17 protein-coding genes are annotated in these 19,283 nt (G+C 72.9%); 7 read left to right on the top strand and 10 right to left on the bottom strand.

The features are described 5' to 3' along the window. Window positions 1-79 precede the first annotated feature (79 nt). From ACZ4A5_RS28635 to ACZ4A5_RS28625, 3 genes are all read right to left on the bottom strand, one after another. On the bottom strand, window positions 80-1,387 hold the full coding sequence (locus ACZ4A5_RS28635) for a family 2B encapsulin nanocompartment shell protein (RefSeq protein WP_467590403.1): 1,308 nt from the start codon (window positions 1,385-1,387) through the stop codon (window positions 80-82). A 293-nt stretch (window positions 1,388-1,680) separates the two neighbouring features. Next, window positions 1,681-2,382 (bottom strand): DUF998 domain-containing protein, encoded by a 702-nt coding sequence (locus ACZ4A5_RS28630; RefSeq protein WP_467590400.1) that lies wholly within the window; start codon window positions 2,380-2,382, stop codon window positions 1,681-1,683. A 127-nt stretch (window positions 2,383-2,509) separates the two neighbouring features. After that, window positions 2,510-3,394, bottom strand: a complete 885-nt coding sequence (locus ACZ4A5_RS28625) for a DUF6777 domain-containing protein (protein WP_467590398.1) — start codon at window positions 3,392-3,394, stop codon at window positions 2,510-2,512. Window positions 3,395-3,876: 482 nt separating this feature from the next. Between ACZ4A5_RS28625 and ACZ4A5_RS28620 the strand changes: the two genes are divergently transcribed. From ACZ4A5_RS28620 to ACZ4A5_RS28610, 3 genes are all read left to right on the top strand, one after another. After that, a complete protein-coding gene (locus tag ACZ4A5_RS28620) occupies window positions 3,877-5,148 on the top strand; it encodes a streptophobe family protein (protein WP_467590394.1) in 1,272 nt (423 codons plus the stop codon). A gap of 375 nt (window positions 5,149-5,523) precedes the next feature. Then, window positions 5,524-5,979, top strand: a complete 456-nt coding sequence (locus ACZ4A5_RS28615) for a gamma-glutamylcyclotransferase family protein (protein WP_467590391.1) — start codon at window positions 5,524-5,526, stop codon at window positions 5,977-5,979. Between the two features lie 348 nt (window positions 5,980-6,327). After that, window positions 6,328-8,088: a M4 family metallopeptidase gene (locus ACZ4A5_RS28610; RefSeq protein WP_467590405.1), complete on the top strand. Its 1,761-nt coding sequence runs from the start codon at window positions 6,328-6,330 to the stop codon at window positions 8,086-8,088. A gap of 124 nt (window positions 8,089-8,212) precedes the next feature. Here the strand turns inward: ACZ4A5_RS28610 and ACZ4A5_RS28605 are convergent, their stop codons facing one another. Together ACZ4A5_RS28605 and ACZ4A5_RS28600 are read right to left on the bottom strand one after the other, a co-directional pair. Beyond that, entirely contained in the window at window positions 8,213-8,455 is a 243-nt protein-coding gene (locus tag ACZ4A5_RS28605; RefSeq protein WP_467590388.1) for a hypothetical protein, read from the bottom strand. Window positions 8,456-8,579: 124 nt separating this feature from the next. Then, the gene (locus tag ACZ4A5_RS28600; protein WP_467590385.1) at window positions 8,580-9,449 is read right to left on the bottom strand and encodes a helix-turn-helix transcriptional regulator; all 870 of its coding nucleotides are present in this window, start codon (window positions 9,447-9,449) and stop codon (window positions 8,580-8,582) included. Between the two features lie 119 nt (window positions 9,450-9,568). Between ACZ4A5_RS28600 and ACZ4A5_RS28595 the strand changes: the two genes are divergently transcribed. Continuing rightward, entirely contained in the window at window positions 9,569-10,621 is a 1,053-nt protein-coding gene (locus ACZ4A5_RS28595) for an NAD(P)-dependent alcohol dehydrogenase (protein WP_467590382.1), read from the top strand. Between the two features lie 182 nt (window positions 10,622-10,803). Then, window positions 10,804-11,583 (top strand): VOC family protein, encoded by a 780-nt coding sequence (locus ACZ4A5_RS28590; RefSeq protein ID WP_467590380.1) that lies wholly within the window; start codon window positions 10,804-10,806, stop codon window positions 11,581-11,583. A 52-nt stretch (window positions 11,584-11,635) separates the two neighbouring features. On the opposite strand, the gene ACZ4A5_RS28585 is transcribed toward ACZ4A5_RS28590, so the two are convergent. Next, window positions 11,636-12,265: a 50S ribosomal protein L25/general stress protein Ctc gene (locus tag ACZ4A5_RS28585; protein WP_467590377.1), complete on the bottom strand. Its 630-nt coding sequence runs from the start codon at window positions 12,263-12,265 to the stop codon at window positions 11,636-11,638. Between the two features lie 247 nt (window positions 12,266-12,512). Next, a complete protein-coding gene (locus ACZ4A5_RS28580; RefSeq protein WP_467590375.1) occupies window positions 12,513-12,875 on the bottom strand; it encodes a hypothetical protein in 363 nt (120 codons plus the stop codon). A gap of 296 nt (window positions 12,876-13,171) precedes the next feature. On the opposite strand from ACZ4A5_RS28580, the gene ACZ4A5_RS28575 reads away from it, so the two are divergent. Next, the gene (locus tag ACZ4A5_RS28575; RefSeq protein ID WP_467590372.1) at window positions 13,172-15,217 is read left to right on the top strand and encodes a hypothetical protein; all 2,046 of its coding nucleotides are present in this window, start codon (window positions 13,172-13,174) and stop codon (window positions 15,215-15,217) included. Between the two features lie 3 nt (window positions 15,218-15,220). On the opposite strand, the gene ACZ4A5_RS28570 is transcribed toward ACZ4A5_RS28575, so the two are convergent. Beyond that, window positions 15,221-16,261 carry a TolB family protein gene (locus tag ACZ4A5_RS28570; RefSeq protein WP_467590370.1) on the bottom strand — a complete coding sequence of 347 codons (1,041 nt, stop codon included), beginning with the start codon at window positions 16,259-16,261 and terminating at the stop codon, window positions 15,221-15,223. Window positions 16,262-16,531: 270 nt separating this feature from the next. On the opposite strand from ACZ4A5_RS28570, the gene ACZ4A5_RS28565 reads away from it, so the two are divergent. Further along, on the top strand, window positions 16,532-17,761 hold the full coding sequence (locus ACZ4A5_RS28565; RefSeq protein WP_467590368.1) for a cytochrome P450: 1,230 nt from the start codon (window positions 16,532-16,534) through the stop codon (window positions 17,759-17,761). 78 nt (window positions 17,762-17,839) lie between these two features. On the opposite strand, the gene ACZ4A5_RS28560 is transcribed toward ACZ4A5_RS28565, so the two are convergent. Together ACZ4A5_RS28560 and ACZ4A5_RS28555 are read right to left on the bottom strand one after the other, a co-directional pair. Next, entirely contained in the window at window positions 17,840-19,051 is a 1,212-nt protein-coding gene (locus tag ACZ4A5_RS28560; protein ID WP_467590365.1) for a lanthionine synthetase C family protein, read from the bottom strand. A 61-nt stretch (window positions 19,052-19,112) separates the two neighbouring features. After that, entirely contained in the window at window positions 19,113-19,244 is a 132-nt protein-coding gene (locus ACZ4A5_RS28555; protein WP_467590363.1) for a hypothetical protein, read from the bottom strand. Between the last annotated feature and the right edge of the window lie 39 nt (window positions 19,245-19,283).

Here is a 19,283-nt window from a genome sequence, read left to right as displayed (position 1 = left end):
CGCAGGCCCACCACGCCCTGCTCGGCCTCGCCGACCCGCATCAGCAGGATCTCCGTGGTCTCCGCGCCGTTGGGGCCGCTCATCCGGACCTTGTCATCAGGTAGGAGGTGATGCCCTTCTGGTCCACGCCCATGTTGCGCATGGACAGGCCCGGCTCGGCCTCGTCCGGCACCTTGGAGGGGCGCAGGCCCACCACGCCCTGCTCGGCCTCGCCGACCCGCATCAGCAGGATCTCCGTGGTCTCCGCGCCGTTGGGGCCGCTCATCCGGACCTTGTCGGAGGGCAGGAGCGGGACGCCGCGCCAGCTCAGCAGCGGGCTGCCGAACCGGGTGTCGATCACCGGGGGCACGCCCCGGCGCGTGCATTCCCGGCCGAACGCCGCGATGGCCTTGGGGTGGGCGAGGAAGAAGCCGGGCTGCTTCCAGACCTTGGCGAGCAGCTCGTCCAGGTCGTCGGGGGTCGGCGAGCCCGTGCGCGCCTGGACGCGCTGGCCGGGGGCGACGTTGTGGAAGAGCCCGAAGTCCGGGTCGTTCAGCATCGCCCGCTCCTGGCGCTCGCGGAGCGCCTGGATGGTGAGGTTGGCCTGGGCGCGGGTCTGGTCCATGGGCTCGTTGTAGAGGTCCGCGACGCGGGAGTGGACGCGCAGCACGGTCTGGGCCAGGCTCATGTGGTACTCGCGAGGGGTGTCCTCGTAGTCGACGTAGGTCCCGGGGAGCTCCGGCTCGCCCAGGTGGCCCGCGGCGAGGTCGACCGGCACCTCACCGCCCGGCGCCTTGCGGTCGCCGCTGCTCCAGCTCTCCAGCGCGGCACACAGCGCCGCGTCGCGCCCGGCGGCCGCGGCCAGCGCGGAGCGGTCGAGGCAGAGCGCGGTGCCGGGGGTGAGGGCCACGACCCGGTGGGGCAGCGGCTCGGAGCGGGACCAGGAGTCGAGGTCGAAGAACTGGCCGTCGCCGATGACCTCGACGAGGGCGTCCTCGCCGTAGCGGCCGGTGGCCCGCTTCTCGGCGCGGCCCCGCACGAGGACCCACAGCTTGTCCGCGGTGTCGCCGGCCCGGGCGAGCACCTGGCCGATTTCGAAGCTCTCCTCGGTGAAGGCGGCGGCGAGTTCGCGCAGGAGCTCCTCGTCGGCCTCCCGGAGGTAGGGCACCTCCCGCAGGTCCTCGGGGACGATGCGGGAGGTGCCGTTGTCGGTGTAGCTGCTGATCCGGTCGTCGCCCATGATGAACGTCCGACGGCGGTTGACGCGGTAGACGCCCGAGTCGACATCGACCCAGGGCAGGGCGCGCAGCAGATAGCGCGGGGTGATGCCGCGCATCTGCGGGGTGGTCTTGGTGGTCGTCGCCAGCTGCCGTGCCGCGCCGGGGCTGAGGCTGAGCCGGTCGTTCATGGGGGACCTCCTCGAAGTGGGCGGGGTCCGGTCGAGTCCGGTCCACGCGCAAACGAGGGTGATCATGTTGTTGGACAACTTCCGTTCACAAGACGCCATATTTTTGCAACGGGCCTGAAATATTCGCCCCGTTGACCCCGGTGCACCGCACGGAGCACACCACTCCGCACGGCCGGACGCCTGACCAGGAGCGGAACCCCGCCGCCCCTGCCCCAGGCTTTCCGCACGCCCGCCCGGCCTTCACGCACATTCGACCGAATACCTCAGGGACGGCGGATGCCCACGAGCCCCCGTCAGCGGCGGCGCGGTGCCACGGCGAGCAGCACCAGCCACACTCCCACCAGCACCAGGTGCGCCCGCTGCGGCACCCCGTGCCATCCCGGCCTCCCGAACAGCGGGCCCACCGTCGCCAGCGCCGTCACCAGCGCGGTGCCGAGCACCCACGGCCCCCACCGGCGGACCAGCGGCCACCGGCCGCCGGCCGCACGCGAGGCGACGATGAACAGCGCCATGGAAGCGAACAGCGCGGCATGCGCGAGCGCGCTCGTGCCCGTGTGCCACGGATTGACCGCCTCGCAGGCCGGGTTGACGGACGGCGCGCACCGCATCGGCAGCAGCACGTCGGCCACGGACGACGCGGCGAAGGCGACGAGCGCCCAACGGCCGCCGGTGGCCCACCGGTCCGCCGGGACCCGGCTGCCGTCCGGCGGGACGCGCGGGGCCGCCCCGGCCGCGATGAGCAGGGCCGTGACGATCTCGATCCCGCCGAAGAGCACGTGGAGCCGCTGGTCGGCGGCGAAGAGCTCGCTGACGTAGGAGTGCCGGGCGTCCAGCCCGGTGGGCAGGACGAACTCCAGGACCCAGGCGTTGTAGAGGACCGCGGCCGTGAACAGCGGCCACCCGGAACGCACCGCGCGCACCGCCCCCGGCACCGCCCTCGCGTGAGCGGGGGCGGTGCCGGGGGCGACGGCGGCGGGCGCGGGCGGCCGGCTCATCGGCGCGGGCCGCGTTTCGCCCGCTCGGGCGCGTACGAACGGGACTCGGGCGCGCACGGACCGGACTCCGGCGCGTACGTAGGGGACAGGTCTGCGCGCCCGGCCGCTCGCGGGGCCCGCCGGTCGGTCACGGCCGGGCACCGGGCCGGGCTGCGGGGCCGTACGCCGGACCGGGCGCCTTCGGGGACGGGGACGGCGGCGGGGAGCTGTGGAGCGTCGACGGCGCGGGGCTGCTCGGGGCCGCGCTCGATGGAGCCGGACTGGGTGACGTCCCGGTGGCGGGGCGCGAGGTCGGGCTGTCGCTGTCGCCCCTGGTGCCCACCGGGCGTTCGAACCACTGGCCGGTCCGCGGGTCGTGGACCACCATGACATCCATGGCCGCGCCGGCCGGGACGACGGCGATCGCCTCGCCGGGGCGGTAGGCGCGCCACGCCGTGCCCTTGGCCTCGGGGGTGCCCTTGGTGGCGACGGGCGGGCCGAGCGGGTTGCCGCAGGCGCAGCGCACGCGCGGCATGCCCCGGTCGTCGACGAGCACGGCCGTGCCCGCCTGGAGCACGGCCTGGTAGGCCGTGGCCGCGCCGCTCCTGTAACCGTGGCCGGTGACCCGGGTGTCGGCGCGCAGCTGCAAGGGGGTGAGGCCGCGCAGGTATTCCGGGAGGTCGCCCGGCTCGATCCCGGCGGCGCTCGCGAAGGCACGGGCCTTCGTCTGGTCCTCGGTCAGATAGCCGATCTGACGCTCGACGTCACAGCTCGGCACGTTCTGGTTGCCGCCGTAGAGGCCGGGTGCCGAGCCCTGGACGGTACGGGATCCAAAGGCGCCCGTGGCGGCGGGGGCGGTGGGCGAGGCGGTCGCCTGTCCCCCGGTGTCCTTCACCGTCGATGCGGTGAAGGGGTCGGTGCCCTCGGCCGAGGCCGACTGGAGGGAGAGCTCCCCTGAGCCGCTGTTGTCCGAGCGGAGGAAGAAGACGGCCAGCGCCGCGACCGCGACGAGCCCGCCCGCGAGCAGCGCCACCTTGGGGACGGACCGCCACCAGGGGCCTCCCCCGCCGGGCTCTTCGCCCGGGACGCCGTGGCCGCCGGTCGGCGGGGCGGGTGGCGCGGGCGGATCGGCCGGTCCTGACGGGCCCCCGGGCGCGGCCGGGGTGTCCGACGGCCGGTCCGGCCGGGTGGGCTCCGGAGGTCGGGACGCCCCGGTGCCGGACCCGTGCCCGGCGAGGGGGCCGGACGGTGGACCGGTGGGACGCTTCTCTGACGGTGGTTCGGACGACACGGGGCCCTTCTCCTACGGTGGAGGCAATGTCCGGTTGTCTGTTTTGTTCTCTTTCGCCGTTGTTCATTGTGTGACGCAAACCGGCGCGCCCCGCAAATGGAGGGCCGCGCCCCGAGGCACACGCCCGACAGGTGGCGCGGCACCCGCGGGCTTAGGTTGAACTGCGGGCCGCCCGGCCGGCCGCACACCGCACACCGCACACCGACGACGTTTCCGGAGGCAGCGTGAGCCAGCCACCGAGGGCCGCCGCCCAGGGCGCCGCGCACCGTCCCTCGCGCGCCTGGTGGGACGCGTTCGCGGCCGTGGCCGCGGGAGTGGCCGCGATGGCCGCCGTCGCGGCGCTCGGCCTGTGGGCGGCCGGGGCCGACGGACTGCCGGGCGGCGCCTTCCCCTCCGTCCTCGCGGCCACCTTGGTAACCGCCGTCGGGGGCTCGGTGGAGCTCTCGGGCGCCGCCGGCTTCTTCGGCCGTACAGGCGCGAGCCTGGATGTCGTACCCCTGTCGGTGACCCTGGCCGGTGCCCTGGCCGTCGCCGTGGTCTTCCTCCTGCCGCTGCGTCACCGGGCGGTGGCGAGCGGCGGCGAGCTGCTGGGCCGGATCGCCCGTACGGCCGTGCTGTGGCTGCTCGCCCTGGTGCTGATCACACTCGCCGCCCGGCACACCTTCCGCATCGACCTGGGCGATTCGCTGATCGGCGACATCGGCGCGGCTCTGGGGGCGACGCCGGTCGTCGGCTTCCGCGCGGCGATGGGGCCCACGCTCGGCCTCGGGCTGCTGTGGCTGCTGGTGCTGCTCGCCCTGGCCGTCGCGGTGTCCCGCAAGACCCCGCTGCCGTCACGGCTGCTGCGCTTCCAGGACGCCGTACGGCCCGCCGCGTTCGCGATGCTGGTGGTCCTGCTGGCGTACGTGGTGGTGGGGCTCGTCGTCGGAGTGGTCGTCCTGTGCACCCGGGGCCACACGGCCGAGACCCTCGCCGTCCTGCTCCTGGGGCTCCCCAACCTCGCCTGGCTCGGCTTCGGCGCGGGCCTCGGCGGCACCTGGGACGGACGGGTCCCGGACGCCATCGGGCTGCCCTTCCCCAAGGCGCTGGCCGCGGTGCTGCGCGTGAAGCACGGCACCGCCGCCGTGAACGTCTCCTCGCTCGCCGAACAGGACGGGCGCGCCTGGCTGCTGGTGGCCCTGGCCGCGGTCGCCCTGCTCGCGGCGGGGTTCGTCACGGCCGTGCGGTCCCCGGCCGGGACCCCGCCCTGGCGGCACGGCGTCCGGCTGGCGGTGGCGCTGGCCGTGACGCTGCTCGTCGTCGGGGCGCTCACCCAGATCTCGGCGCGGTTCGGGCTGTCGCTGCTCGGCGTCGGTGACCTGGGCGGTTTCGGCAGCGAGGTCACGCTGCGGCCGAGGCTGTGGACGCTGCTGGGGCTCGGGCTGCTGTGGGGAGCGATCGCGGGCACGCTCGGCGGCGTCCTCGCGTGGCGGGTGCACCGCCGCGGTGAGCTCTGAGCCGACGGCCCGTCACCGGTCCCTGCCGGGATGACCGGCGCCGCCCAGCGCGGCGGCGCGGACGGCGGGAAGCCGGCGGGACGGTGCGGGTCCACCCGGGTCGCGGCGTGCTCCACCGGCCGGCGCGCCGGCCCGCCCGCCGTGCGGCGCCGCTCGGCGAACCGCAGGCAGCTCTCGAACCGCTCGTCAGAGGACTCCACCAGCGCACCGGCGAGCACCTCGATCCGGCTCGGACCCATCGTCCGCGAGCCGCGGTCGCACTCGATGACGAGTCCAGGGTCGGAGGGTGTGACCACCCGCGCTCCCTTGCGGGTATTTTACGGCGGGCCCGGTGCCCCGCCTTCCGGCGGCGGCCGCGGCCGGAAGGAGCCCCAAGTGGTGGACGGCGAACCGCTGCCCGTCTTCGTGTACGGAACGCTGCGTCCCGGCCGGCGGAACCACACGGTGTTCCTGCTCGGCCGCACGGTGGCGGAGGAACCGGCGCGGATGCCCGGCGCGGCCCTCTACGAGGGGCCGGGTTTCCCGTACGCGGTGGCGGACCCGGAAGGCGAGATCACCGGCGAGGCGCTGTGGCTGCCGGCCGACCGCCACGACGCGGTGCTGGCGTCCCTCGACGCGCTGGAGGGCTACGAACCCGGCGGCTCGGCCAACCACTACGTCCGGGTAATTCGCCTGGTTCGCCTGCTTGATGGCGATACGGTGCGGGCCTGGACGTACCTGGCCGAGGAAGAGCTGGCCGCCCGGCTGCGCCGGCGCGGGCGACGGATCCAGGGTGGCAACTGGCCGGGACAGGGCGCTCCTTCACCGGACAGCCCCCGCCGTCTCACATAGTGATCACTTGGTCCGTCGCGACAACCTTCGCCCGCACCCTGGCATCTTCACCCGCGAGTAGACACCAAGTCGCCGCACGCTCACCTTGCGTTGACGCTTTGTTAAGACTTGATCAACTCACCGGACATCACGACTTTTCCTCTTTTCATGGGCATGCCATACAGGCAGAGTCCTCCGCGGGACCACAGGTTCCCGCGGTGCGCCAGTGACAGCACCGCGTGTATGCAGGCGGCCGGGCACGTCCCGAACCGCCCTCACCGCAAAGGGCGCTGAACAGTGCGTACATCCCCCACATCCCACAGACGAGTGCTCACCGCCACCGCCGTCGCGGTCGTGGCCGCGGCCACCATGGCGGGCACCGCCGCCGCGACGCCCAGCGGCCCGGACCAGGCCCGTGCGACCGCCCGCGCCTCCGCCGTCACGGCGGCCACGGCCGCCGCCAAGGCCGAGATCGTCAAGGCCGCCCGTACCGCCGCCACCGCCCACTCCGCCGCCACCGGTGTCGGCAAGGCGGAGACCCTGAACGTCAAGGACACCCTGATCGACCCCGAGGGCAAGCGGCACGTCCGCTTCAACCGGGTCTACCGCGGCGTGCCCGTGGTCGGCGGTGACCTCGTCGTCCACCTCGACGCCAAGAACGCGTACCTCGGCACGACCCGGGCGATACACCACGAGATATCCCTGCCCACCGTCACCCCGAAGCTGACGGCCTCCCAGGCCGCCGCGAAGGCCGCGTCCTCGGCCGACGGCAAGGCGGGCAAGGCGGAGCTGGTCGTCGACGCGACGGCCGGGACATCCGTCCTCGCCTACCGGGTCACCGTCACCGACAGCCACACCCCCGAGACCGGCGGGATCCACTCGGTCGTCGTCGACGCCGCCTCCGGCAAGGTGCTCAGCAGCACCCCGCTCACCGACGGCTTCATATCCCCCCAGCTGAAGTCCAAGCTGCGCAGCACGGGCGCCAAGGCCACCCCGCGGACCGGCTCGAAGGTCACCGCGCCCGCGAAGGGCGGCAAGGCCCAGGGCGCTTTCCCGGCCCAGGCGACCGGTTCCGGCTCCTCCCTCTTCGTCGGCAAGGTGCCGCTGACGACCACGCAGACCGCGCAGAACACCTTCACGCTCAAGGACCCCAGCCGCGGCGACGCCGAGACCCGCGACGCGGGCGGCAAGGAGATCGGGGCGTTCAGCGACGGCAAGCCCTTCTCCCGCACCGGCAACAGCTGGGGCAACGGCACGTCCTCGGACCCGACCACCGCCGCGGTGGACGCGCAGTACGGAATCACCAGCACGCTCGACTTCTACAAGAGCACCTTCGGCCGCAACGGCATCAAGGACGACGGCAAGGGCCCGAACGCGGTCGTGCACTTCGGCGACAAGGTGGGCAACGCCTTCTGGTCCCCCGACTGCTCCTGCATGCTCTACGGCGACGGCGATGGAGAAACGTTCAAGCAGGCGCTGGTCGCCCTGGACGTCACCGGCCACGAGCTCACCCACGGCGTCGTCGAGGCGACGGCCGACTTCCAGCCGACGCGGGTGGACGAGCGGCAGAACCAGTTCGGCGAGGCGGGCTCGCTCAACGAGTCCTTCGCCGACATCTTCGGCACGGCCGTCGAGTTCAAGACCAACAACCCGGCCAACCCCCCGAACTACCTGATCGGCGAGAAGCTCGGCCTGGAGCAGAAGTTCCTGCGCCGCCTCGACGAGCCGTCCCAGGACAAGCTCGAGGGCACCGTCGACTACTGGGACTCCGGCTCCTACGACCGTGAGGTCCACGCGGGCTCGGGCGTCTCCTCGCACGCCTTCTACCTCCTGGCCGAGGGCAGCGGCAAGAAGACCGTCAACGGCGTGGAGTACAACTCCCCCACCCACGACGGCTCGGCCGTGTCCGGCATCGGCCGGGACAAGGCGGAGCAGATCTTCTACCGCGCGCTGACCCGGTACATGGTCTCGACCACGGACTTCCACGAGGCCCGCACCGCCACGCTCCAGGCCGCCGCGGACATCTACGGCGCCAACAGCACCGAGTACAAGACGGTCGACAAGGCGTGGTCCGCGGTGAACGTCACCGAGGCCAACACGCCGAAGGAGAAGCCGGCCGCCAAGCGCTGACGCCACCGGTGAAGCACTGTGCCTCCGGGACGCCACATCGGCGGCGCCCCGGAGGCACAGGTTTTCTCCCGCCGGATCCTTTCAGCGAACGGAAAACCCGGCAAGGGCCATGGGGATTCGCCCCTCAGTGACGGCCCAGGCGCAGCGACGCTTCGCCGTCAGGCACCAGCTTCCCCTCTTCGATATGGCTCGCGAGGGTTTCCCCCACGCCCTTGATCTTGTGAATGCCGTTGTTGACAGGCAGTCGCTTCGACGCCTCACCCAGCTTGGCCAGCCGGGACACGGGGTCGTCGGCGTGCGCGTGGGCGACGGGTGCGGCGGCCAGCACCGAGGCGGCGAGTACGAGAACCACGGAAGTGCGCTTCATGCCCTGGTAAACGGACATTCCCGCGGCAGGTCACTGTTCCCGGGCAGGCCGGAATTCATCAGCCCATCGCACCAATTCGGAACGGGCGGCACGCGGCGGGAATTCCGTGCCCATTTCCCGCCCGTCACGCCGTGGGGCGCGGCATGTCCGTACGGGAGTCGGCCGTGCCCAGCGACCAACTGGCCAGCAGGCGCAGCGACTCCGCGGAGGCCGAGCCCGGCTCCGCGTGGTAGGTGATCAGTTGCTGGCCCACGTCCGCCGGCAGCACCAGCGTCTCGTACGCGAGCGTCAGCGGGCCCACGACGGGGTGGTGCAGCCGCTTCACCCCGAAGCCCTTGTCCTGCACGTCGTGCGTGGCCCACAGCTCCCTGAACTCCTGGCTCTTGACGGAGAGTTCGCCGACGAGCGCGGTCAGCAGCGGGTCGTCGGGGCAGCGCCCCGCGTCGAGCCTGAGGAAGGCGACGATGTCGGCGGCCTTGCGCTCCCACTCCACATAGAGCTCGCGGGTGGCCGGGTCGAGGAAGATCTGCCAGGCCATGTTGCGCTGGTGGGCGGGGACCGCCGCGTAGTCGCCGAGGAGGGCGCAGGCCATCCGGTTCCAGGCGATGACGTCCAGCCGCCGGCCGACGACATAGGCGGGGACGTCCATGCTGTCGATCAGCTGCTGCACCGCCGGGCGGACGCGCTGCGCGCGCACCTGGGGTTTACGCGTCCGGCAGGGCCGGACCAGGTGGTTGAGGTGGTCCCGCTCGGCCCGGCTCAGGCTCAGCGCGTCCGCGATGGCGTCGAGCACCGAGCTGGACACGTTCTGTCCGCGGCCCTGTTCGAGGCGTGTGTAGTACGCGACGCTGACACCGGCGAGCTGGGCGAGCTCCTCGCGGCGCAGCCCGGGCACGCGCCGCCGGCCGCCGTGCGGTGTGAGGCCCACGTCCTCGGGGCTCAGCCGGGCCCGGCGGGAACGGAGGAACTCGCTGAGTTCGGTGCGCTGGTCCATGGCTCCCAGTATGCGGGGCGTCCGCGCAGGCCAGGGTGGTACTGCCAGTGGTAGGCACGGCAGACGTACGCTGAGTGGGGGCCTGGCTGGCGCTTCCCCGCGGGCGCATGCTCGTGACCATGAACCACACCACTGTCCCCGCATACGCCGCGCCCGCACCGAAGGCCCCGCTGGAGCGCACCACTGTCGCGCGCCGCGCGCCGGGCGAGCACGACGTCCTCATCGAGATCAAGTACGCGGGCATCTGCCACTCCGACATCCACACGGCGCGGGCCGAGTGGGGCGAGGGCACCTTCCCGGTCGTCCCCGGCCACGAGATCGCCGGTGTGGTGGCCGCGGTCGGTCCGGGTGTCACGAGGTACGCGGTCGGCGACCGCGTGGGTGTCGGCTGTTTCGTCGACTCCTGCCGCGAGTGCGCCAACTGCGAGGCCGGTCTCCAGCAGTACTGCACCGGCGCGTCCGGCATGGTCGGCACCTACGGGGCGACGGGCCGTGACGGCGAGATCACCTACGGCGGCTACTCCACGCACATCGTCGTCGACGAGAACTACGTCCTGCGCATCCCGGACGGCATCCCGCTGGACACCGCCGCGCCGCTGCTGTGCGCCGGCATCACCCTCTACTCCCCGCTCGCCCACTGGCAGGCCGGGCCCGGCAAGAAGGTCGCCATCGTGGGCCTCGGCGGCCTCGGGCACATGGGCGTGAAGATCGCGCACGCGATGGGCGCGGAGGTCACCGTGCTCAGCCAGTCCCTGCGCAAGAAGGACGACGGCGAGCGGCTGGGCGCCGACCACTTCCACGCCACGTCCGACCCGGCCACCTTCGAGGCGCTGGCGGGCACCTTCGACCTGATCGTCAACACGGTCTCCGCCGACCTCGACCTGGGCGCCTATCTCGGCCTGCTGAAGACCGACGGCACGCTGGTGCAGGTGGGCGCCCCGGAGAAGCCGCTGCCGGTGGCCGCCTTCGCCCTGATCACCGGCCGCCGGTCGCTCTCCGGCTCGATGATCGGCGGCATCCAGGAGACCCAGGAGATGCTGGACTTCTGCGGTGCGCACCAGCTGGGTGCCGACGTCGAGGTGATCAGCGCCGACCGGATCAACGAGGCGTACGAGCGGGTGCTCGCCAGCGACGTGCGGTACCGCTTCGTGATCGACGCCGCGACGATCTGACGCGCTTCCGCGGCGGTGTCCGGCCGCACTCCCGCGACTCCGCGCGCCGGGGGCGCTGGGCGGCCGGGCACCGCGCGATTGTCAGTGGCCGGTGCCAGACTGAAAAGCGGCCGGGGGACGAGCGTTCTCCGCGTCCGCGGTGACCGGGCCCCGGCGACGATCCGTCGAAGGAGCACATCACCATGCTCACCACTGACTTCGTGACCGGCTCACCCAACTGGCTCGATCTCGGCAGCCCGGACACCGCGGCGGCCGCCGCCTTCTACGGCGAGGTCTTCGGCTGGGACTTCCAGTCGGCGGGGCCGGAGTCCGGGGGTTACGGCTTCTTCCAGAAGGACGGCAGGACGGTCGCGGGCCTCGGGCCCCTCACGGAGGAGGGCGCGTCCCCGGCCTGGACCGTGTATTTCCGCACCTCCGACGCGGACGCCACCGCCAAGGCCGTCGAGCAGGGCGGCGGCACGGTGCGCGTCGCGCCGTTCGACGTGATGGACGCGGGGCGCATGGCGTGCCTCACCGACCCGTCCGGCGCCGAGTTCTCCCTGTGGCAGCCCGCCGCGGTCAAGGGCCTGGAGGTCGCCTCGGAGAGCAACGCCCTGTGCTGGGTGGAGCTGCACTCCGCCGACCCCACGGCCGCCCTGTCCTTCTACGGCTCGCTGTTCGGGTGGCGGAGCCAGGAGCTGCCGGCGCCGGGGATGACGTACACCCTGCTCTGCACGGCGGAGGGCGATCCGGAGAGCGCGGCCTTCGGTGGCCTCGTGACCGCCGGGGAGGAAGGCGAGACGCGCTGGATCCCGTATTTCGCCGCGGACGACGCCGACGCGGTCGCCGGCCGCGCCCAGGAGCACGGCGGCACGGTCCTGATGCCCGCCGCGGACGTGCCGGACGTCGGCCGCATCGCCTGGCTCGCCGATCCCTTCGGGGCGCCGTTCGCCGTCATCAAGCCCAACCCGCCCGCGGCCTGACGGCCGCCCGCCGGTGTGTGGCCCCCTGCCGGGGACCACACACCGCGCGTCGTCAGCTCTCCTCGGCCGTGCCCTCGGCTCCGGCCTCCGGCGCGGCGGCGGCTTCCTCCGCTTCCTCTTCCTCCCCTTCGGCCGGCTCCTCGGCCTGTGCCGCGACCACCTGGAGGACGGCGTCCTCTCCGTCGATGGCCAGCGAGCTGCCGCGCGGCAGCGGAATGTCCTTGGCGCGGATGGTGTGCCCGGCCTCCAGGCCCTCGATGGACACGGTGAACGCCTCGGGGATGTGCGTGGCCTCGGCCTCCACCGGCAGGGCGTTGAGGATATGTTCGAGGAGATTGCCGCCGGGGGCGAGCTCGCCCTCGGTGTGCACCGGCACCTCGACGGTGACCTTCTCGCCCTTCTTCACGGTGAGGAGGTCGACGTGGACGAGGAAGCCGCGGATGGCCTCGCGCTGCACGGCCTTGGGGATGACCAGTTCGCTCTTGCCGTCGATGTCCAGCCTGATCAGCACGTTCGGGGTCTTGAGCGCCATCATCAGCGCGTGGCCCTCGATCGCCACGTGTTTGGGGTCGGCGCCATGGCCGTAGATGACGGCCGGGACCTTGTTGTCGCGGCGGACGCGGCGGGCATAGCCCTTGCCGAACTCGGTGCGGGGCTCGGCGGTCAGCTTTACCTCGGCCATGGCTGCACTCCTCGTGTGAGACTTTCGGTACCGGTCGAGTGGCCGTCACCCGGGCCACGACAGACCTCGTACGAGGGGTGCGCCGATGACGGATCGCCGCACCCCATGAGTACGGCCTCCCTCGCCGAGCAACTCCGGGAGCTTATCCGGCGCGTGTGTCCCCGGCCGGCCGCGCTACTCCGTACGGCCCACCGATCACCCCGATCGTGCGGTTCTCCGGCGCCGGTGTGACGCTTCTGACGTCCGCTCAGCCGCCGGACGGGGCGGTTTTCGCGCGGGTCGCGTTCGGGGCGCGCCGGTGCCGGCGGTCGTTCAGCGGCCGCAGCACCCGCGCGTCCGGTACGGCCGCGGTGCAGGCGGCACAGAGGGCGAGGAGGTGCCAGGTGCGGCCGCAGCGCGTATGCGTGATCACGTGGTGGGCCGGAGCGTCACCGCAGCCGCACACCGCCCCCGGATCCGCCTCACGGCCGTGCGCGGCCAGGTGTCCGGCCGCCGCCGTGCGCGCGGCGGACGCGGAGGGGAGCGGGACCGCGTCCGGCCGGCAGCCCGGCTGAGAACAGCTCAGTGCCATGGGCCCCGGCGCCGGATACCGCTCGGAAACAATGGTCACGGTCCACAGCTTCACCACAACTCGCTCCTGAGTCCGGGGATTCGGTCCCTCCAGGGTGCGGTGCGGGTGCGGCGCGGGAACATCCTCTGTCCGCTCGTATACGGATTCGCCCGCCGGGACGGGGCGGATCGGGCAGACTTTGCGGGCACCGTGCAGACACCGTCGCGCAGACGAGGGGAAGTCACATGAGCGGAATGCGAAGATTCAGCCGCAGAGGCGTCTTACGAGCGGGTCTGGGGGCCGGCGCAACGGCGCTGGCGGCGCAGCTGACACCCCGGCTCCCCGGCCCGTTGGACGTGTACGAGAACCCCGCCTGGGCGGCGTCCGCGGCCCGGCAGGGGGCCTCCGGGGCCTTCCCGGAGTGGAGCCGCTTCGCACGGCTGGCCGACGGCACCTTCGACGAGGACGCCGACCCCACGCGTGACATGAAGCCCGTGATCGCGGCACTGAAGGCACAGAACGTCAACGCCATCGAGCTCGACACCATCATGTCGAACTGGATCACCGAGGCGGACTTCACCCAGCACCTGGCGAAGATCAAGAGCTTTGTGGAGCTGGCGCACGCCTCGGGGATCCGGGTGGTCATGTACTACCCCTCGCTGGAGGTCATCAGCATCGGCGGGGAGAACGGCCCGTCGTTCTACAAGGACGGCGACGGCAAGTCCTGGGTGCAGCGCGGTCTCGACGGCAAGCCCAATGTCTTCTACGGCAGCCTGGTGGTCTGGGTCGATCCGGGCGACGAGAGCTGCTGGGTCAGCCCCAACTCCCCCTGGCGGGACTTCTATCTCAGGCGGGTCAAGGCGCTCGCGGGGACGGGCCTGGACGCGGTGTGGCCGGACGTCCCGATCTACTTCGACGGCGCGCTGAGCTGGTGCGACGCCTCGACCTGGGCGGCGGACGCCTTCCGCGCCGACACCGGTCTCGCGCTGCCCGCCAAGGCCGACTTCGGCAGCCTGCCCTTCCGTCGCTACGTCGAGTGGCGGCACCGCAACCTGCTCCAGTGGCAGCTCGACATCGCCGCCGCCGGGCGGTCCGTCAACCCGGATCTGGTGACGTTCGTCGAGACCGTGAGCATGGACTACCAGTACGGCACGATGGTCGGCCTCGACGGGGCCTATCTGCGGAAGGCTGAGGGCGTCAGCCATGTGTGGGAGGTGGACATCCTCGCCAACTACGACGGGATGCGCCACGCCACCGCCAGCGACTGGACGTGTCTGATCTCGATGTACAAATACGCCCGCGCCGCCAGCGGCACCAAGCCGGCCTGGGCCTTCTCCTACGGCTGGAAGGCGGACGACGCGTCGCTGGTGATGGCCGAACTGCTGGCCGCGGGCTGCAATCCGTACGAGGTGAAGAGCCCGTTCAAGAACGACACCACCGACAAGGCGATGCGCACCCGGATGTACGCCTTCGTGGCCGCCAACCAGGAGAAGCTCTACAACTCCGCCTCCGCGGCCGTCGTCGGCGTCTACCACTCCTCCGCCTCGCGGGACTTCGTCAGCCCCGCCGCCGGCACGGGGATGTACGTGAACACCCGCAAGCCGGCGGGGGTCAAGGAGTGGTGGTCCACCGGCAGCGCGGAGGAGAGCTGCGCCAATCAGCAGTGGCTCGGCGAGTTCCGGGGCACGGTGAAGGCGCTGGTGTTCGCGCACATCCCCTTCGACACCGTGCCCAGTCCGGGCCTGACGGCGGCCGATCTGGCGGGCCTGCGCGTGCTGTTGCTGCCGAACCTCCAGGCCGTCTCGGACTCCGAGGCGGGTGTGCTGCGGGACTTCGTGGCGGGTGGCGGCACCGTGGTCATCACGGGCCCGGCCCCCACCGGCCTGGACGAACTGGGCACGGCCCGGAGCGAGTACGCGCTCGCCGACGTGCTGGGCTTCCGCAAGGCGGACCCGCTGCCCACCACCAAGCAGAACCGTTTCGGCGCGGGCACCTGCTGGTATGTGCAGAAGCTCGTCGGCAAGAGCTATCTGGCCTCGACCGACCAGGCGAGCGCCGATCAGCTCCTCGGCCCGGTCACCGCCGCGGCGCCGCCGCAGGTGACGCTCTCCGGTGACCGCCGCATCCACCTGGAGGTGCGCCGGCTCGGCGCCGACACGATCGTGCAGCTGGTGAACTTCACCGGCTTCGGTGACAGCCCGGCGGCGTTCAAGACGGCACCGGCCACCTGCACGGTCTCGCTCGCCCTGCCCGCGGGGCAGCGGGTGCTGGCCGCCACGGTGAGCTCGCCCGACGGGCCCTCCCCCGCGCCGCAGCCGGTGGACTTCAGGATCGTCGGGACCACGGCGAACGTGACACTGACGGTCAGTCAGTACTCGCTGCTGACCCTCACCACCGGCTGAGCCTCACCGTCCCGCCCCTCCGGGGGCGGGGATCCGCCACAGCGAAGTGGGCCGGTCCTCGTCCCCCTGGCGGGCCTCGAAGGCGATCCAGCGGCCGTCCGGCGACCAGCTGGGCGCGCCGTCGTAGCCGTCGCCGTTCCTGGTCACCCGGGTGGGGCGGCCGCCGTCCGCCGGGATCACGAAGATCTGCGGTGTGTCGAGCCCGCCCGCGGTGGAGGAGAAGACCACGGACCGGCCGTCGGGTGACCAGCTGGGGTCGGTGTGTTCGCCGGGGCCGTCGGTGAGCCTGCGGAGCCCGCTGCCGTCGGCGTTCATCACGTAGAGCGCCCAGTCGTCGCTGTCGGCCGCGCGGCGCTGGAAGACCAGTCGGTCGCCCTTCGGGGACCAGTTGGGCTGGCGGTTGTCCGTGTGCGTGGCGGGGCCGTCCAGGAGCCGGGTGGGGTCGCCGCCGTCACGCCGGACCTTCCAGAGGGAGCCGAGCGCGGACGGGTCGTCGTCGCCCTCCTTCCCGGCGTTCTCCTTCTCCGCGCTCTCCTGGAAGACGATCCAGGCGCCGTCGGGCGAGAAGCTGGGCTCCAAATAGCCGGTGTCACCGCGGTGTTCGGTCACCCGGGTGGGCCGGTGGCCGCCGGGGGGCAGCACCCACACCTCGTCCCGGCCCGCCCGGTCGGAGGCGAACGCGACCCCGGCGGAGGGATGCCAGCTGGAACCGGGGAGGTTGACGGCGGCCCGGTCGCTCTCGTCGAGCAGCGTCCCGGGCCGGGCCGGGGCACCGTCCTTGACCGGGAGCACGCGGAGGGCGGCGGCGCCTTCGTTGTAACCGTCGTGGAAGAGGGTGAAGAGGACGGACTTCCCGTCGGGCGAGAAGGCCGGGTTCTGGGCACTGGCCCGCCCCTGCCCCCGGTAGAGCAGCCGGGCACCGTCAGCGCGGGCCGTACCGCTGTCCGACGGGGCGGGCGGGTGCGGCGGCGAATCCCCGCCGGAGCCGCACGCGGTGAGCACGAGAGCGGCCAGGAACGCGACGACTGCCAGGCGACTGCGCACCGCACCGACCCTAGCGGGCCGGCCGGCCCGGTGGGCGCGAATCGGTGTTCCGATGGGGGCACGGGCGTACGGTCCCCGCCGCGCTTCCACCACCCTGTCGCCATGTGTAATCCCATGGACACCCTGGGTAGGCTCCCGGGCGTCGCGCCATCCCGTCGCCCCTCAACTCCCCTCCGCCCCAGGGTCGTCCAGCGCAAGGAAAGAGCCACGTTCCCCGGCACCGAGAGCCTGCCAGCGGCCCCTGTCCACCCCTGACCGAGGAGGCCCGCTGTGACCACCGACCGGACCGCCGCACCGCCCGGGGTCTTCACCCCGGCCTTCTTCCAGGACGCGCACCCCGTCTTCGACACCCTGCGCGCCCGCGCCCCCGCCACACTGGTGACGGGGGTGAGCGGCACCCGCCTGTGGCTCATCCCCCGCTACGAGGAGGCCCGCCGGCTCCTCACCTCCCCCGCGGTCCGCAGGGACGACTGGAAGCGCCCCGACCTGCGGGAGCAGCATCTCGTCCGGTCGGAGCGGCGGCGCGAGATGAGCACCCGGATCCGGGCCAATATGATCAACACCGATCCGCCGGAGCACCAGCGGCTGCGCCAGAGCACCCAGCAGGCGCTCAACCGGGGCCGGATCGAGGCGCTGCGCCCGCGCATCGACCTCTTCGCGGACGAGACGCTCGGCGAGCTCGCCGCCACGAAGGACTCCGGCCCCGTCGACTTCCGCGCCCGGGTCGCCTACCCCTTCACCGTCGCCGTGGTCTCCGAGCTCCTCGGCCTGCGCGAGGACGAACAGTCCGGCTTCCCGGCCTGGTTCGACACCCTCATGTGCCGGCGCGGCACCGAGAGCGTGGGGCAGAGCGCCGTCGTCCTCGCCGACTTCAGCGCGCGGCTCGACCAGCGCAGGCGCGTGCACCCCGCCCGGGGGCTGCTGTCCACCCTCGGCTCGCGGCCGGACAAGCGGCGGCCGCTGAGCCGCACCGAGCTCGCCTCGACCGCGTTCATGCTGCTGATCGCGGGCATCGAGACGGCCAACGCCATCGCCAACGGGATGTTCGCGCTGCTGAGCCACCCCGAGCAGTACGCGGCGCTGCGCGCGGACCGGTCGCTGCTGACCGGCGCGATCGAGGAGTGCCTGCGGCACGACGGGCCGTTCCGCGCGGTCGGCCCGCGCTACACCGCGGAGCGCGTGGAGCTGGGCGAGGGCGTGTCCATCCCGGCCGGGGAGTTCCTGCTGATCGCCGTCTCGGCGGCCAATCGCGATCCGCGCCGCTTCCCCGATCCGCACCGCTTCGACATCACCCGCACCGATCATCAGCACCTGGCCATGGGGCACGGCGCGCACCGCTGCGTGGGGGCGCTGCTGGCGTACGCGGAGATGGAGATCCTCCTCGACAAGCTGCTGGACCGCTTCCCGCGGCTGCGACTCGCCGTGCCGGGTACGGAGATCCGCAGGCGGCCCAGCATGACCATGAACTGGCTCCACGATCTGCCGGTCCTCCTGCGCTGACCGGGAGGCTCCCGGCCCCGCTCCGTACGGAAGGCCGCAGGACCGGCCCGCTCCGCGCGGAAAGGAGCGGAGCCGCCCCTACGCCGGCAGCAGGGCCCGGTCCCACAGCGGCGCGACGTCCGTCGCGGCCGCGAGCAGCGCGAGCACCACTCCCGCCGCGCCGTCCAGGAACCCCGGTCCGGCGGCGGCCACGGCCGCCCGGCAGGCGAGCAGCCGCTCGGCCACCCGGACCGCCGCGCGGCTCAGTTCAGGGTCGCCCGTCTCCCCTGCGAAGCGCGCCGTGATGTGCAGCAGCCCGGCCGCCCCGTGACACAGCCCCACCGCGTCCCCGGGGTCCGGCCGCGCGGCGAGGCGCCGGTGCGCGGCCCTCAGGGTCCGTACGGCGAGGTCGCTCAGCGATGAGTCGTCGAGCGCGGCTCCCGCCAGCCACAGCGCGCGGGCGATGCCGGGAGTCCCGTAGCACCAGGTCGCCGGCGCCCGGTCCACGGGGGCGGGGCGCCCGTCCGGGGCCACCCGGCTCGGCCAGTCCGGGCCGTGGCCGTCATCGACCTGACGGCCGGTCAACCAAGCGGTCAGCCGCTCGACGGCCTCCCGCTGTCCGGGCACCCTGACACCGGCGGCGCCGGCCGATGCCAGCAGGGCGAGCGGGCCGGAGATGCCGTGCGCCATACCGCAGTTGAGCACACCTGACGGGAAGAGGGAGCGGGTCGCGGGGTCGCCGATGTGCTCGGCGGGGGTGTACCAGTGCGGGATCCCGTCCCGTTCGCCGCTCAGCGTCACCAGCGCGGCGAGCACGGTGCGCAGTGCGGCGCGGGCGGCCGGTTCGTGGTGCCGGCACAGCAGGTACGCCCCGGTGCCGGCCGCCCCGGAGACGGTGTCGAAGGCGCGGACGGGCACGCCGTGAGGGGCGGCACCGAGGCTCCGCGCGGCGGTCGACCTCAGGACCTCGTCATGGACTTCGGGGAGCGGGCGGGTGCCGGGCGCGAGCGACCAGGCGGCGAAGGCGAGGCCACCTAGCCCGCCGAAGAGCCCCGGCGAGGCGGGCCCCGGGTGCCGGGCCCCCGCGGCCGCGGCCGTGAGGTAGCCGCCGGCCATGGTGCCCCATCCCCGTCCGGGCAGGCACAGGTCCAACTGACCGTATGCCAGGGCGAGTCCGGGGCCACCGGCAGCGAGGTCAGGGCGCACTCTGCGGGGTACGGGGCGCGGCTTCCCGGCGAGGGCGGTGACGAGTTCGAGGGCCGCGTCCGCCGTCGCCCCGCGCAGCACCGGCGTCCAGGGTGCTTCGCCCAAGGGACCCCCTCCGCGGGTTCCGGGCGGCCACCGGGGCAGCCGCCCGGAGCCCGCGCTTCGGTCAGGACGGGCGACAGCGGGGCGGATCGGTGCAGCTGCCGCTGGTGTGGTCGGTGTCGCAGCACATCACCGGCTCCAGCTCCTGCTCGTCCGTCTCCGGCAGTTCCTGCAGCTGGAGTACGTCGCTCTCCATGGCTCTCACCTCCTGTCGGGGATACGGCTGTTCGCGGCG

The sequence above is a fragment of the Streptomyces sp. NPDC025618 genome, assembly GCF_055558795.1.
Note: the sequence above shows the minus strand (reverse complement) of the source record. Positions and strands in the feature narration are given on the sequence as shown.

Coding starts and splice junctions, on each gene's coding strand:
- ACZ4A5_RS28635 (WP_467590403.1), bottom strand. CDS start 1,387: ATGAACGACCGGCTCAGCCTCAGCCCCGGCGCGGCACGGCAGCTGGCG.
- ACZ4A5_RS28630 (WP_467590400.1), bottom strand. CDS start 2,382: ATGAGCCGGCCGCCCGCGCCCGCCGCCGTCGCCCCCGGCACCGCCCCC.
- ACZ4A5_RS28610 (WP_467590405.1), top strand. CDS start 6,328: ATGGCGGGCACCGCCGCCGCGACGCCCAGCGGCCCGGACCAGGCCCGT.
- ACZ4A5_RS28605 (WP_467590388.1), bottom strand. CDS start 8,455: ATGAAGCGCACTTCCGTGGTTCTCGTACTCGCCGCCTCGGTGCTGGCC.
- ACZ4A5_RS28600 (WP_467590385.1), bottom strand. CDS start 9,449: ATGGACCAGCGCACCGAACTCAGCGAGTTCCTCCGTTCCCGCCGGGCC.
- ACZ4A5_RS28595 (WP_467590382.1), top strand. CDS start 9,569: ATGAACCACACCACTGTCCCCGCATACGCCGCGCCCGCACCGAAGGCC.
- ACZ4A5_RS28590 (WP_467590380.1), top strand. CDS start 10,804: ATGCTCACCACTGACTTCGTGACCGGCTCACCCAACTGGCTCGATCTC.
- ACZ4A5_RS28585 (WP_467590377.1), bottom strand. CDS start 12,265: ATGGCCGAGGTAAAGCTGACCGCCGAGCCCCGCACCGAGTTCGGCAAG.
- ACZ4A5_RS28555 (WP_467590363.1), bottom strand. CDS start 19,244: ATGGAGAGCGACGTACTCCAGCTGCAGGAACTGCCGGAGACGGACGAG.